This window comes from Candidatus Thiothrix sulfatifontis, assembly GCA_022828425.1.
Lineage (GTDB): Bacteria > Pseudomonadota > Gammaproteobacteria > Thiotrichales > Thiotrichaceae > Thiothrix > Thiothrix sulfatifontis.
In genome coordinates this window covers 974941-989739 of the sequence record CP094685.1, presented here as the reverse complement: position 1 = coordinate 989739, position 14799 = coordinate 974941, and the positions used below count along the sequence as shown (strand labels likewise).

Sequence of the window (14799 nt, the reverse complement as noted above, 5' to 3'; positions counted from 1 at the left end):
GCCATGGAAGAAGCACTCCCACTGCGCGACCGCCTCAATTTAGAAACTGCCCGTATTAGCTGGCCTGAGTTGGAGCGCTATTTTGCTGGTGGCAAAGTCATTCACGTGGTTGCGGCGCTTGACCTCGTTGAAGTCGCCACCACACTCGCAGAAGACAATACCCACAAGCTGCAACAATGGCTTCAAAATCAACAAGTTGAACAGCTTCGCGATGAAACCGCTATCGACTGGGCGAACCGCCACCCTGATAATCTATGGGCAGTCGTGGTAGCTCCATGGGTTTTGGTTCAAGAACGTTTGAGCGCCTAAACACAAAAAGCCAGCAAACGCTGGCTTTTTGTTATTCTGATCAAACTGACGCGCTTACTTTGCAGCGACAGGTTTAACCGTCGTCAAACCAAGAATCGCCCAGTCCTGCATCCCACCGCGATACCATTTGAGTTTATCCGCTGGGTAGCCAAACTTCAGCAAGGTCTTAATATTGGTTGGTGATTGACCACACCACATGCCATTACAGAACATCACCAGAGTTTTAGCCTCGGAATAATCAAATACTTTACTAACCGCGTCGCCACCAGCGGCGACTGCTTCATCCACCGCAAGTGCGTCAGCGTCTTTAGCCAATTTCGCACCGAATTGCTCAGTGAGAATTTTAATAATGTCATCGGTACTAGCGCCTTTGTCGGGTGCTAAGTTTTCCCAAGGCAGGTTCACTGCACCGGGGATCGTACCCTTTTCAACCCAGTCGGCAGTACGGGAATCAACGACCAAAACACTAGCATCGCCACCACTCATTTTTTCAAGATAATCCAACATGCCCATTTCGGCGATGGTTTCAACACCTTTCGCGATGGTATCAGGCTGGATGCAGAATGGCGGGCAAGGACGCGATGTTTTAGCGAAGTCATCAACCACTACTGCTTTATTGTCTTGGTCGCGCTTGATTTCTACCGACTCGCCACCGTGTTTGACGGTAACGCTCATTTTTTCTGCGGTAATGCCCACAGGTTTAGCGTCTTCCGCCAACAATACGTTGGATACACTCAAACCTGCCATTAAAGCAGCCACACCAAATAATTTGATCAATTTCATCTCCATCCTCCAATTAATAGATTTTATAATAAATGTGCACGCAAACCTAATTGCAGTCAGGCTCATCACCGCCTGCGGCTTTCTTCTCCTCTTTAGGTTTAGCGTCAGTCGAAACGGCGGCTTCACCTTCCGCTTTCTTTTCGCCACCGGTAGCGGGTGCAGCGGCTTGATCAGTTTTCGTCGGCAGCGCTGGTGTCTCAACTTGTTCGGTCACGGCGGGTTTGACAACCGCCGCTTCGGTCACTGACGTTGCCGCTTTCTCTTCTGCTTGAGCAGAAAAATGGAACAAAGATAATGTGGCGATTATTACCAATAAGAATAGTTTTTTCACAATTTTCATCCTAAGCACAATGGTGCTTGCCGTTTTTACAAGGTGGGGTATGTTTAACAGAAACGATTTCCATACACAAGAAATCGTTTCTAATCAAAACTTTATAATATAATTAACTACTAATTTGAATTGATGGCTGGTAATTACGGTGTAACTTTACTTTTTTATGATTGTTTTTCAGTTTCAGTAACAGGGAAGCGTTCTTTCACTTTACGTGCCGGATTTCCTGACACAAAACTGTTGGCCTTGATCGGACTCATCACAATGGAATAAGGCGCAACAAAGCATTCATCTTCGATAGTGACGGCGGGTAAAATAACTGCGCCCAAACCAATCCCCACATTATTGCCAATCACAATAGGGGCAGATAACTGCGCCAGTTCCCCGCCCCAACTGTAACAAACGCGCCGTTCTGGATTAGCCGAATCGGTTGGCAAATTAGTTAGCGAGTAAATTTTTGCCCCGGAACCCGTACCGCAATCATTCCCAATCTGCACCCCGCCGTGAGCCTGAATCAATGAAAATGGCGTAATATGCACATTACTCCCCACATGCAATTCACCAATTTCATGCTGATAATTCGGATTTTCCAGCACTTTCGCGCCCTGCTCTAACGGCACTTTACCCGCCATTAAGATGCAATAACGGTCAATCCACACGTTATCGCCTAGGTGAATATCCCTAGCACCCTGAATAATCACCCCCTCATCAATGACGAGGTTTTTACCGCAACTGCCCAAACGACGGCTGTAATACCAATAGCGCACCGTGCGACCGGCAGAACCACCCAGCGGGCGAATCAGGCTTCTCAACAAGTTATCGAAAAATAAGGCAATCGACTTCAACATGAATCATCCTTTTCTAATCGCTATGGGAAAAATCAAGACATCACCTGTCCGCCGTTGACGCGAATGGTTTCGCCCGTCAAATAGTCAGATTGGCGCGAAGCAAGGAAAGCCACAACGCCCGCCACATCGTCAGGCTTGGCAATGCGCCGCAAGGGGACACGCGCCGCCGCCATTAAGCGGATACGTTCCGGCACTTCCGCCAATTGCGCGGTATCGGTCATACCGGGCGCCACCATATTCACGCGAATCCCTTTGGGGGACAGCTCAATCGCCAGCGCATGGCTAAAGCCATCCAACGCCGCCTTCGCGGTGATAAACGGCAACAAATTCCCCATCGGTGCTTCAATCAATTGCGCACTGATGTGGATAATTTTGCCGTAATTTGCGGCTTCCATTTGCGGCGTCACATGGCGCACGAGATAAAACGCACCTTGCAAAGCAGTCTGCAAGTGCGTATCAAAATCCTGCCATTGCACATCTTCCCAGCGGATCGCCGCCATTGGCGCCGTGGTGCAATTGACCAATACCGTAATGTTGCCCAAATGCCGCTGCACGTAATGCGCCATATTCGCAACAGCGGTTTCGTTACGAATATCCGCCGCCACCATCACCGCTTTTTGCCCGGTTGCTTCAACATCGCGCAGCACCGCTTCCGCATTCGCCACTTGTGTGAAATAGTGAACCGCCACATCAAAACCGGCTGCCGCCAAGTGACGGCATACCGCGCTACCAATGCCGCCCGAACCGCCCACGACCAATGCCACCGGGCGCGGGGGTTCCGGCTCGATACTGGGATCGTCTTCGATTTCCACGACTTTGATTTTCGCCACACCCGTGGTGACTTTTTGACGGTGTTGATTAAAAATATCCGTCTGCAATTCAATGACTTGCATCCGATCAATTTTACGCAACACCTCGGCGCGTACTGTCAAGGTATCGCCCACCCGAACCGGCAACAGAAATTCGAGATTTTGGGCGAACCACAACGCGCCATCACCCGGCAAGCGCGTGCCAATAATGGTGGAGATAAACGATACGCCCAACATGCCGTGCGCCACCGGCTTTTTGAAACTGGTACGGGCGGCGTAACTGGGGTCAACGTGCAAGCGATTATCGTCGCCGCTCAATTCCACAAAACGCTCCAGATCTTTATCTGTTACGACATGCTCCAGCTCGGCAACCTGCCCAACCAGAATTTCATCAAAACGCGCCATGCCCGCCCCTTCTACTGCTCAAAAATACAATGCGATTAATAATAGCTAAACAAACCGTCATCAGCCGGTGCTGAGGTTTCATTCTCACACTTGTATAAAGTCAGCGCTACAATATCTGCCGCCGTTTCCAACTGCGCAAATTCTTCTTCGGTATAGCGAATATTGAATTCTTCTTCTAACAGCAGCAAGATTTCCACCTGCTTGAGTGAATCCCAATCCTTGCGCCCGCTCATGCTTAACCATACGCCCTCATCTGCGGCAACCGGCTTACCCAAAATAGCGACCAGCGCCTGCTTCAGGGTATCCTTAATTTTTTGTGAATCCATGTCTTGTTATTCCTCAATTAATTGGACGCTTTGTACAGGCGTAAACTGTTCAAGGGTTTGTCTAGGGATACCGTTCAGCCCTTCTTGAACGGCATCGGATGCTACTTGCAAATGCCCTGCCAACCATGCCTGTGCTGGCTGATTACGCGGGCCGTGTTGCACGCGGAAACACACTTGTGCGCAGGTCTGAAACTGCGGCAAATTGCGAATCGTCCACAACACAATGGTGTCTTCCAATTGTCGCCCTAAAGCGCGGCAACTGATGCACAATTCCTCAATGATGAGTAAATCACCGTGACGCTCCGCCACAATAACGGCAATGATACCACTATCCGACAAGCGATCTTTCAATTGCACGCAAGCGACAGCGGAATTTTCACTGTTATAGCGCTCGGTCAACTCGGACAAACTAAAGCGGCGCATCGCCAAATTAAACTGGTTGGTTTTCTTGCACAAATCAGCCAAGCGCGACAAATGTTCCTGCTGCGCACGGTTAAACACCAGCGTCACCTGCAAATTACGCAGGTATTCTTCGGGATCAGTCACTTCCGTCAGCAGCGCTTCCCGCAAAGCATTGGCTTTCATATCCTGATTACGCTTGACGTCATCAGCGGTCACTTTCCAGCGCCACAATGCCGGGTAATGTTCAAGCGCTCGACGGGTCAATTCGGCATTTTCGTGCGCATGAATTGCGTGTACTTGGGGTAATTGGCTGGTCACTGCGACGAGTTCGCCGAGATTATCATCCACGAATAGCACCGCATCAGGGGAAATCCGCAACGCTTGTGCCACCCGTGCAATCGCACTGGCTTTATCGCCCCACGACACTTCGGTTGCCGCGAAATCGTCCCATTTCAGTGGGAAATCGTCGCGTTGTGCAAACAGATCTTCCACATCCACCCGTTCGTTACGTGAAACGAGTGCGAGAAAAATACCTTTTTGTTGCAACGCTTTGACGGATTCTTGCAAGGCTTTGTGCTGCGGGGTTAAGGCCACCCCGTGAATCCCGTCTTCACCCAAAATACCTTGGTGCAAGGTATTATCCAAATCCAAGGCCAATGCCTTAATCGGTGGCGATAACGCCGCTGGCAACCAATGGCAAGCCAATTTACGCGCCAACAAAGGCTGTGCCGCATTGCTAATTGGTGAACCAGTTGCCACCGCAATGCGCATATCCAGCAATTCCACCCTGGCTTCAGCGCACACGCTGCCAATATCCGCAAAGTAAATATCCGGCAAAGTATCGACCAGCGCTTGCATCTGCTGGTGTTGTTCCGCGTTTTGCAACCAAGTCGCCAAAATAATCGGCACGTTTGACGCCGCACGCAATACACTCAAGCGCGTCAGCAGCCATTCACTCCAAGCCGCAAAATCGGTGTTCGCCAAATAACGGCTGCTATCCAACCACAACAATTCCAGATCAGCGGCTTCGCGCCCCGCAAACATCAAGGAATCGTCATAATCGCCAAAGTTAAACGCCACTTGCCAGCGCCCAAATGCAAAATACGGTTGCGCCAAACTCACGATGGATTCTAAAGCGTGGTTACGCCAAACATTCACGCTGACCGACCGATTTTGCTCAGCTTCTAAACTTAATTGCTGTAAAGACAAACGGGTAGGACGCGCCGTAAACAAAGTCGGCTGGCTTTCCATCCGTTTGATAATTAAAGACATCTCAGGAATCATCACATCCCGCTCCAGACAAATTTCATCAAGTATTGACACTTTTTAACATACATAACGCTACCTTACCTGATTGTCAGGATGCAGTAACAGAATGACCCGATCAACTGTCATAAGGGGCTTAATTGACAAATGACGCTTATTTATTATAGGCGGCGGTTAGCGCATCAGCAACACACTGCTTGTTTATATAGAAGCCCCCGCTCAAACTTGCAACCAAAATGTCACCGGGCCATCGTTGGTGAGTGACACCTGCATATCCGCGCCAAACACCCCGGTTTGCACCATTGCCAAGTGCTGCCGCGCCTGTTCCACAAAGTAAGTAAACAGCGTTTTACCCTGATCAGGCGGCGCTGCGGGCGTAAAACTGGGGCGCATCCCCTTGCGGGTGTCGGCTGGCAACGTGAATTGCGGCACAATCAACAATCCACCCCTAATTTCACGTAACGAAAGATTCATTTTCCCGTGCACGTCGGGAAAAATGCGGTAGCCCAACACCCTTTCCAGTAAACGCTCGGCTTGTGCTTCGGTGTCCGCTTTTTCCACGCCCAGTAATAATAAAATGCCGCGTTCAATTTGACCAACGGTCACGCTGTCAATCTCGACTTGCGCACGGGAAACGCGCTGAAGCAGGCCAATCATGCCAAATAATCCACCAATGCATCGGTCGCTTGCACCAAGGCTTGCTGAATCAGCGCTTCACTCGCCGCATGACCACTGTCGGGAATCACATGAAAATCCGCGTTAGGCCACGCCTGATGCAGCGCAAACGCCTGTTCCAATGGGCAAATCATGTCATAGCGCCCGTGAATAATACTGCCCGGCAAATGCGCAATCCGGTGCGCATTCGCCAGCAATTGATTCGGTTCGAGGAAACCGTTATTGATAAAATAATGCGCCTCAATCCGCGCCACACTCATGGCGGTATACGGGTCGGTGAAATGCGACAACACACTCTCTTTCTGTTGCAAATTCGCGCAACGCGCTTCCCACGTTGACCACGCTTTCGCCGCCTGCATTCGCGCAATTTCGTTGTCACCCGTTAAACGCCGGTAATACGCCGCCACCATATCACCGCGTTCCGCTTCAGGAATGGGCGCGAGATAATCGTGCCAATAATCGGGGTAAATACGCTCAATGCCCTGCCCCACTTGGTAAAACCAATCAATATCCCGTGGGCGACACAGAAAAATACCGCGCAAAATCATCCCGTTCACCCGCGCCGGATACGCTTCCGCATACGCCAGCGCCAATGTCGAACCCCACGAACCGCCAAACAACACCCACTGATCAATCCCCAAATGTTCGCGAATCAATTCCATATCGGCGACCAAATCCCACGTCGTATTGCGCTCCAAGGACGCATGAGGTTTGGAACGCCCACAACCGCGCTGGTCAAACAGAATAATGCGGTACAAATTCGGGTCAAAAAATTGCCGATGCCAAGGTTCACAACCCGAACCGGGGCCACCGTGCAAGAACACCACCGGCAAACCGTCCGGCACGCCGCATTCTTCCACATAAAGTTCATGCACATCATCCACCTTCAGGTAAAAATGACGGTTATCACGGATCGGGGGGTAAAGCGCACTCACGCATTCGTCTCCTTGGTTTAGCAACCGCTCACGGCATCCAGCTAGTATAAAAGAAAATTGTCTGTCAGGTTTGTTGTATATCGGTGTAGCATACGCTGCAATAGATAAACCAATGGAAATCAGGAGTTTTGCATGGCGGGTGGAAGCCTTTTAGCCTTACTCGATGACATCACCACCGTTCTGGATGATGTTTCCCTCATGACCAAAGTCGCCGCGAAAAAAACCGCTGGCGTATTGGGCGACGACCTCGCATTGAATGCGCAACAAGTAGCCGGTGTCCAAGCTGAGCGCGAATTACCCGTGGTGTGGGCGGTTGCCAAAGGCTCATTCCTCAACAAACTGATCCTCGTACCCGCAGCACTGCTGATCAGCGCGATTGTGCCTTGGCTGATTACCCCGTTATTGATGATCGGCGGCGCATTTTTGTGTTACGAAGGCTTTGAAAAAATTGCTCACAAACTCTCTCACCACCACGAAAAAGATCAAGCCGAACTGCTCGAAGTCGCGCGTAACCCCGCTGTCGACATGGTGGCGTTTGAAAAAGACAAAATCAAAGGCGCAATCCGCACCGATTTTATTCTCTCCGCTGAAATCATTGTGATTGCGCTCGGCACGGCGCAAGGCGCGTCATTTGCCATGCAAGCAGCGGTGGTGTCTGGCATCGCGATTATTATGACCATCGGCGTATACGGCTTGGTTGCGGGTATCGTCAAACTCGACGACCTCGGTTTTCACCTCATCAAAGACAACGCCACCGGCTTCCGCCGCGCCTTGGGGAATGGCATTTTGTGGTTCGCGCCTTGGCTGATGAAAACCTTATCCGTGGTGGGAACTGCCGCGATGTTCCTCGTCGGTGGTGGCATTTTGCTGCATGGCATCCCGCATTCGCACGATTTCCTGCACGGCGCAGAACTGTTTGTGCAGCAAGTCGGCGGTATCGGCGGCGCACTCAAAGCCATTGCGCCCACGCTGTTGAGTGGGGTATTCGGCGTATTGGCGGGTGCGGCAGTGCTGGCAGTGGTTGCGCCCACCACTGCCTTGATCCGCAAATTCAAACCAGCTACCTAAGCTTTCCCAACAACGCTTTCAGCCGCCGGGTCGCCTGTTGCCCGTCGGCTGACGGCGCATAACAAATTCCCTCATACACCTGCGTAAACTCGCGAATCACCCCCGCCACCGCAGGCAATGCCTCCGCCGCTTGTGCCGCAAACACCCCCGGCGCATCCCCCGGTTCGCGCAACACCCCACGCTTTGCCAACGCCGCACAAAAACGCCGGTACAATTGATGCTCCAACGCCTCACGCTCACGCCCTGGCGTCATCCCCAACAGCACCAGCCACAACAAGCCAATCGCCGCCAACAAACCGCCCATCAGCAAGGCCACTCCTTGCACCGAAAACGTCCCCAGCAATGACTTTAACAACGCCGCCTGTTCCGCCCCGTCATACCCCAGCACCCACCGCCGCCAGCCGTATTGCACCGTGTCAAGCTGCTGACGGATACCGTTCAACCAGGCAATCTTACGCACCGAAAATACCGAATCCGCCAAAAAACTGCCTTCTGCCTGCATTGCCGCTTCCAGCCCTTGCTCGGTACGGCTCGGCGCAACCATCGTGGTCGGGTCAACCCGCACCCAACCTTGCCCCGCCAACCACACTTCCGCCCAAGCATGAGCATCGTATTGGTGAATAGCCAAATAATCACCCGCCGCATTCCATTCACCGCCCTGATAGCCCACCACGACCCGTGCCGGAATCCCTGCTGCTCGCATCAGAAACACCAAGCTGCCTGCGTAATGCGCACAAAAACCGCGCTGCGACTCAAACAAAAACGCATCAATCGTATCGCTTTCACCCAAGGTCGGCGGTTTCAAGGTGTATTCAAAACGTTGATCCCGAAACCGCGCCAAGATCTTATCCAGATACGCCTGTTCCGTGCCCGTTTCGCGCCACAAGCGTTGCGCCAAATCACGCGTTCGCGCATCACCCGTTTCCGGCAAATGCAAGGCCAACTGCCGCAATTCCGGGGCAAGCGCCAGATCACGCTGGGAATCGGGGTAACTCACCGCCTTCAACAAAAACGGCGCTTGCAAATCTTGCCGTGCCATCACCCGATAATCCGCACCACGCAATACGTCCCCTTCGACTTCCACCGCTGGCGTCAGGGTAAACAACCAAGGCTGCCCGGTTTTTTCGTAAACCGCCTCATAAGCAATCGGTTCGCCTTGCACCCGCAGCGCGTCGGGCTGCCAACGGTAATTCGTCAGCAACGCACTTTGCACTTGCTGCGGGTCAATATCGCGTTCAAATTGCCGCCATTCGCGCCCGTCAAAATGGTTAAACACCATGCCGCGCCAATACAATTCGTGCTGAGCGGGTTTTCTGCCTTTAAACGTTACCCGAAACGCCAGCGCATCCGACTGGCTAAGCTTTTCAATATCACCGGGAGCCATGCGATCCGACACGCCCATTTTCGCCTGTCCGGTCGGCATCGGCAGCGACCACAACGGCGGCAAACGCGGCGCAAACACGAAAATGACCAGCATCAATGGCAAACATTGCAGCAACATAAACACCGACAAGCGCAAATTAAAGCGCACCTGTTGCCCCGCCGAAAACTCCGCCACCGACTGTTGCACCCCGATCAAAGCGCCCGTCAACACGATCATCGACACCATGCCATACAGCGCGGCGGTAATGGATTGCGCGTACAAAAAATGCAGCGCCACCAAAAAATACCCGATAAAAATCACCACCAGCGCATCACGCCGCTGCGCCACTTCCAACGATTTGAACGCAAACCCCAGCAACAACAACGTTGCCATCGCATCCAACGACGGAAATTTCAAACCGCTTAACACCAAACCGCCAATACCCAACACGATCAGCAATGCCTTGGTCACATTCCCCGGCTGCAACGCCGCACCGGATAACACCCGCAAGCGCCAACCTGCCGCAAACAACAATACCGGAATCAACCACAACGGCAAATCAAACACAAACGGCAACATCACCACCAATTGCGCCGCCAGCAACCAAATCATGCCAGTGTAGGTAATTTGCTTATGCATCTTGAACCCCAAACAGTGCCAACGCTTGCAAACAACGCGCTTTGTGCGCCTCGCCTTTGCCCGGCTCAATCAACGTGCCGGGAATCCGCAAACCGTATTCGCGCTGTTCCTGATGAAATTCCAGCACCTTGCGGCACAAATGCGACAAGCGCACCTCGATACCGGGCATGGGCAATTCATCCCACTCCAACCACAAGGCATTACTGGCGTAATCGACAAAAGTTTTGGTATAGAGCTTGCCGGTTTGCGCGTATTTAGCCCAATGAATACGTTTCGAGCCATCGCCCCGCTGATAATCGCGGATGCCGCCGAAATCGTTGCTGCCACCCGCAATTTCACGCCCGTCTGCAACGTTTTCACGCTGGGCATTGCCGCTGGGTTGGAAGGCTTTTTCAATCGGTGCAGGGTACACCAAGCCGCGCACATCAAAGGTCACATACGACCATGCCAGCGCTAACCCGGTGGGGAACTGGGTCGCAATCCGCAACCGTGGTGGTTTGAAATAGCCACGTCCGCTGGTGCTGTGTGACAGTTTTACCCGCAAAGTTTGCGCTGCCACCAGATCCACCTGCACCTGATCTTCGCCCTCCCACGCCAATTCCAAGGCGTATTTGGGCTGATGAGCAGGGCGCGTTAGCTCCACTTCCAACACCGCTTTTTCCCCTGCAAAACACGCTTCGACACCCAAGGCGGTGAGGGTCAAGCCCGCCAAATTGCGCCATGTGTAAAAAATCGTGAGCAGCAGCAAGGACAACAGCCAGAAACAAATGATGTACACCAGCGAATTTTGAAAATTGATCCCCAACAAAAACAGCAGCGCAATGAGCATCAGCAACCCAACAGCGGTTTTGCTGGGCACAATAAAAATCTTGCGTTGATTGAGCGTGGTCACACGAGCGGCAGGCAAACGTTGCTGCACCCAACGTTCCCAGTGTCCGCGCAGTGCCTCAACCATGTTTGCCGCCGACCACATCGACTTTGCTGAGAATTTGGCGTGCCAATTGTTCGCCTTGCGCCTCTTGCCGCCCGACGAGGCGATGCCCAGCGACTGCCACGAATACCGCTTGCACATCTTCTGGCAACACATGCCCGCGTGCTTGCAACAATGCCCAAGCTTGCGCACTTTTCACCAACGCCAATGCACCACGCGGGGATAGCCCTAATTGGCAGATGTCCGGCTGGCGAGTGCTGGCGATTAAGCGTTGCACATAATCCAACAGGGTATCGGTCATTTTCACTTGTGGCACGAGTATTTGCAGCGCTTTCAGGCGCGATTCGTTCAACACTTGCTGCATACTCGCGAGCAAGACGCGCCCGTTACGCCCTTTCAGCAATTCGCGTTCCGCCGCCGGTTCGGGGTAGCCTAAGGAGAGGCGCATGAGGAAACGGTCAAGCTGCGATTCGGGCAGCGGGAAGGTTCCCGATTGGCTTTGCGGGTTTTGGGTGGCGATCACGAAAAATGGAGCGGGCAAGCTATGCGTCGTGCCATCGACACTCACTTGGCGTTCTTCCATCGCTTCTAGCAAGGCGCTTTGGGCTTTGGGAGTGGCACGGTTGAGTTCGTCCGCAAGGAAGACTTGGCTGAAGACCGGGCCGGGGTGAAAGCGGAATTTACCCGTTTGCGGCTCGAAAATTGCCGCACCAATCAAATCGGCGGGCAGCAAGTCACTGGTGAATTGCACGCGCTTGTATTCCAAGCCGCACACCTGCGCCAGCGCGTGCGCGAGGGTGGTTTTACCCATACCGGGTAAATCTTCCAACAGCAAATGACCGTTTGCCAGCAAGCAAGTCAGCGCGAGTTGTATTTGCTGCGGTTTGCCGTGAATGACCTTGTTCAATTGCGCAAGCGTCGCCTGAATCAATTGCGGGGCTGCGGTTGTCATGGTGTGTCCGTTATTGTTATTGATTGGGGTTTTGAGGGACTTTACCTGATGGGCAATGGCTTGACTATGGCGGGGCGACGGGCTGCTACTGTTCCACTCAATGCTAAAAGCGCGGCTTAAGAATCGTTATGCGTAAAACACTTCACGTTCAGATGACTGGGCGGCGGACGGCGAAAGACTGCCTTCAGTGAAAATATTGCCTTGCGTTTGATGCAATACCCGAATATCTGCACGCACGTCTGGCTTCTTAAGCGCACGGTATCGCTGCTTAGCACAATGCCATCGCGAGGCGGCAAGTGTTTCACCAATAAGTCTGCAATTTCCTGAGACATCCGCGCCAATTGCTCATCATCAAACGCCACTGCGCCATTATCCAGATTATCCCGCTTCAGCAATGTCGCTACCCCCTTATCCAGAAACGATTATCACAGCCTATGTACCCAATGCAGATACTAACGGAAAATCAGCCAATTGCAGCACATCTTGTCACTAATTGTAACAGCTTTTAGCGGATAGAGCGCCGCCTCAGACTAAAATATAAACGATATTGTACTACGCTTATCTTGTGTGGAAATGACACGGATCGTTGATTTTCAGCCAGGAGAACGCCATGCCCAGCATACTTAACAGACAACGCAAAACCGATGCATTGTATTTGCGCCCCATCCAATCAAGCATTTGGACAAAAGCCCCTTGCCCCCATTGCGGCAGTTTCACGTGGACGAAACGCCCTTGTATCTGGTGGAAAAAACTCTTGCACCCCAACCGCCAACGGTGTTTCTGCCGACAGTGCCGCGAAGAGTTTTGGCTTAAAAAAGGTAGCTGACCACGCATTGCTGTGGGGTGTGGTCGCACGGGCGACCGATTGGCGTCAGGAGATTGAAAGCTACTAACGCTCTTGTTTTATGAACAAATTACTCCCGGATAAAATGCGCCCGGTAATACGCCAGCTCATCAATCGAATCCCGCACATCCGCCAGCGCCAAATGCTGTGATTCCTTCTTAAAACCTGCCGCCAGCCCCGGCTTCCAGCGATTCGCCAATTCTTTTAACGTGCTAACATCCAGATTGCGGTAATGGAAAAACTTCTCCAGTTCCGGCATTTGCCGCGCCAGAAAACGCCGATCCTGACAAATGCTATTGCCGCACATCGGCGACGCACCCGCTGGCACAAACTGTTTCAGGAAATCGAGGGTCGCCTGTTCGGCTTGCGCCTCTGTCCATTCACTTGCCAACACGCGCTGAATCAGCCCGGAACCACCGTGTTGTTTTTGATTCCACTCATCCATTTTTGCCAGCGTTTCCGCAGACTGATGGATGGCAATCACCGGGCCTTCCGCCAACACATTCAAATCCTTGTCAGTGACGACGGTGGCAATTTCAATAATCACATCGTTGACGGTATCTAAGCCCGTCATTTCCAGATCAATCCAGACCAAATTTTCCTGATTCATGCTCATTCGGGTACACTGCACTTACTTTAGGGAATCTGGAATATAACAGACATTATGCAAACGTTTACCTACATTTTCCTTGCCTTTTTGTTGGCATCGACCTTGGTACAACTGTACTTGTCGTTGCGACAGAAACAGCATGTCGGCGCTCACCGCAGCGCTGTCCCCACCCCGTTTGCGGGCAAAATTTCGCTGGAAGAACACCAAAAAGCAGCCGATTATACCCTCGCCAAAGGCGGCTTAGGGCGCATCGACCTGCTGATCGGCTTGGCAATCTTGCTGGCCTGGACACTCGGCGGCGGACTGGAATGGCTGGATACGCAATGGCGCAGCTTCGGCTGGAACGAGCTGTACACGGGTACGGCGGTCATGCTCAGCCTAATCCTGATGGGCAGCGTCTTGGATATGCCAATGTCACTCTACCGCACTTTTGTATTGGAAGAGCGCTTTGGTTTCAATAAAATGACTGCCATCACCTTTATCACCGATCTGTTTAAAGGCGCAGCACTGGCGTTGATTATCGGCATTCCGGTGATCATGCTGATTCTGTGGCTGATGACCTCGGCGGGCAGCTTGTGGTGGTTGTATGCATGGGCAGCTTTGACCGCGTTTTCATTGCTGATGACTTGGGCATACCCCAAATTCATCGCACCCTTGTTCAACAAATTCAGCCCCTTGGAAGATGGCGAAGTGGCCGAACGCCTCAATGCTTTATTGACGCGCACTGGCTTTAACAGCAAAGGCGTATTCGTGATGGATGGCTCGCGCCGTTCCGCGCACGGCAACGCTTATTTCACTGGCTTTGGCAAAAACAAGCGCATTGTGTTTTTCGACACCCTGCTCAAGCACTTGACCCCCGCGCAAGTGGAAGCGGTACTCGCGCACGAACTGGGGCATTTCAAACGCAAACACATTGTCAAAGGCATGGCACTGTCAATGGTCATGACCTTGAGCGGTTTCATCGTCTTAGCATGGTTAATGACGCAGGCGTGGTTTTATACTGCACTCGGTGTCAGCCAACCCTCGACTTACATGGCGCTGGTATTATTTATGTTAATCAGCCCGGCTTTCACCTTTTTTATCGGCCCGATCATGGCGTGGTGGTCGCGCAAGCACGAATTTGAAGCGGATGAATTCGCCGCGCAACAATCGAGCAGTGCGGAACTGATTGCAGCATTAGTGGGTCTTTACAAGGAGAATGCCAGTACCCTGACACCCGATCCGTGGTATTCGGCGTTCTATGACTCGCATCCGCCCGCAGCGATACGGATTGCGCATTTACAACAACAAATGTAACAAGAGT

The 14799-nt window shown here is 52.3% G+C and carries 16 protein-coding genes; 3 read left to right on the top strand and 13 right to left on the bottom strand.

Translation table 11 applies throughout. The features are described from left to right. The first annotated feature begins 3 nt into the window (after positions 1 to 3). Positions 4 to 309, top strand: coding sequence for a DUF2288 domain-containing protein (locus L3K52_05035; protein UOG93098.1), 306 nt, complete (start codon positions 4 to 6; stop codon positions 307 to 309). Between the two features lie 54 nt (positions 310 to 363). Here L3K52_05035 and L3K52_05030 read toward each other — a convergent pair whose 3' ends face one another. The 8 genes from L3K52_05030 to pip all read right to left on the bottom strand — a co-directional run bounded on the left by L3K52_05030 (position 364) and on the right by pip (position 7089). Next, the gene (locus tag L3K52_05030; protein ID UOG93097.1) at positions 364 to 1092 is read right to left on the bottom strand and encodes a rhodanese-like domain-containing protein; all 729 of its coding nucleotides are present in this window, start codon (positions 1090 to 1092) and stop codon (positions 364 to 366) included. 46 nt (positions 1093 to 1138) lie between these two features. Further along, complete coding sequence (locus tag L3K52_05025; GenBank protein ID UOG93096.1) at positions 1139 to 1423, bottom strand: hypothetical protein; 285 nt, start codon at positions 1421 to 1423, stop codon at positions 1139 to 1141. Positions 1424 to 1587: 164 nt separating this feature from the next. Then, positions 1588 to 2271 (bottom strand): hypothetical protein, encoded by a 684-nt coding sequence (locus L3K52_05020; protein UOG93095.1) that lies wholly within the window; start codon positions 2269 to 2271, stop codon positions 1588 to 1590. Between the two features lie 32 nt (positions 2272 to 2303). Next, the gene (locus L3K52_05015) at positions 2304 to 3485 is read right to left on the bottom strand and encodes an SDR family oxidoreductase (GenBank protein ID UOG93094.1); all 1182 of its coding nucleotides are present in this window, start codon (positions 3483 to 3485) and stop codon (positions 2304 to 2306) included. A 35-nt stretch (positions 3486 to 3520) separates the two neighbouring features. Then, a complete protein-coding gene (locus L3K52_05010) occupies positions 3521 to 3811 on the bottom strand; it encodes a phosphopantetheine-binding protein (GenBank protein UOG93093.1) in 291 nt (96 codons plus the stop codon). A gap of 6 nt (positions 3812 to 3817) precedes the next feature. Further along, positions 3818 to 5485, bottom strand: a complete 1668-nt coding sequence (locus L3K52_05005) for an HAD-IIIC family phosphatase (GenBank protein ID UOG93092.1) — start codon at positions 5483 to 5485, stop codon at positions 3818 to 3820. A gap of 213 nt (positions 5486 to 5698) precedes the next feature. Beyond that, positions 5699 to 6136, bottom strand: coding sequence for a D-aminoacyl-tRNA deacylase (dtd, locus tag L3K52_05000; protein ID UOG93091.1), 438 nt, complete (start codon positions 6134 to 6136; stop codon positions 5699 to 5701). Beyond that, on the bottom strand, positions 6133 to 7089 hold the full coding sequence (gene pip / locus L3K52_04995; protein UOG93090.1) for a prolyl aminopeptidase: 957 nt from the start codon (positions 7087 to 7089) through the stop codon (positions 6133 to 6135). The genes dtd and pip overlap by 4 nt, the downstream gene beginning before the upstream one ends. 132 nt (positions 7090 to 7221) lie before the next feature. On the opposite strand from pip, the gene L3K52_04990 reads away from it, so the two are divergent. Continuing rightward, positions 7222 to 8157 (top strand): DUF808 domain-containing protein, encoded by a 936-nt coding sequence (locus tag L3K52_04990; protein UOG93089.1) that lies wholly within the window; start codon positions 7222 to 7224, stop codon positions 8155 to 8157. Here L3K52_04990 and L3K52_04985 read toward each other — a convergent pair. The 5 genes from L3K52_04985 to orn form a co-directional block, all read right to left on the bottom strand. After that, positions 8150 to 10159 carry a DUF3488 and DUF4129 domain-containing transglutaminase family protein gene (locus L3K52_04985; protein UOG93088.1) on the bottom strand — a complete coding sequence of 670 codons (2010 nt, stop codon included), beginning with the start codon at positions 10157 to 10159 and terminating at the stop codon, positions 8150 to 8152. The two genes, L3K52_04990 and L3K52_04985, sit on opposite strands and share 8 nt — an antisense overlap. Further along, on the bottom strand, positions 10152 to 11114 hold the full coding sequence (locus L3K52_04980) for a DUF58 domain-containing protein (protein UOG93087.1): 963 nt from the start codon (positions 11112 to 11114) through the stop codon (positions 10152 to 10154). The genes L3K52_04985 and L3K52_04980 overlap by 8 nt, the downstream gene beginning before the upstream one ends. After that, a complete protein-coding gene (locus tag L3K52_04975) occupies positions 11107 to 12042 on the bottom strand; it encodes a MoxR family ATPase (protein UOG93086.1) in 936 nt (311 codons plus the stop codon). Before L3K52_04975 ends, L3K52_04980 begins: the two co-directional genes overlap by 8 nt. Before the next feature lie 116 nt (positions 12043 to 12158). Beyond that, positions 12159 to 12437, bottom strand: a complete 279-nt coding sequence (locus tag L3K52_04970; protein ID UOG93085.1) for a hypothetical protein — start codon at positions 12435 to 12437, stop codon at positions 12159 to 12161. A 519-nt stretch (positions 12438 to 12956) separates the two neighbouring features. Continuing rightward, positions 12957 to 13502, bottom strand: a complete 546-nt coding sequence (orn, locus tag L3K52_04965) for an oligoribonuclease (GenBank protein UOG93084.1) — start codon at positions 13500 to 13502, stop codon at positions 12957 to 12959. A 48-nt stretch (positions 13503 to 13550) separates the two neighbouring features. On the opposite strand from orn, the gene L3K52_04960 reads away from it, so the two are divergent. Next, positions 13551 to 14792 (top strand): M48 family metallopeptidase, encoded by a 1242-nt coding sequence (locus L3K52_04960; GenBank protein UOG93083.1) that lies wholly within the window; start codon positions 13551 to 13553, stop codon positions 14790 to 14792. The last annotated feature ends 7 nt before the right edge of the window (positions 14793 to 14799 follow it).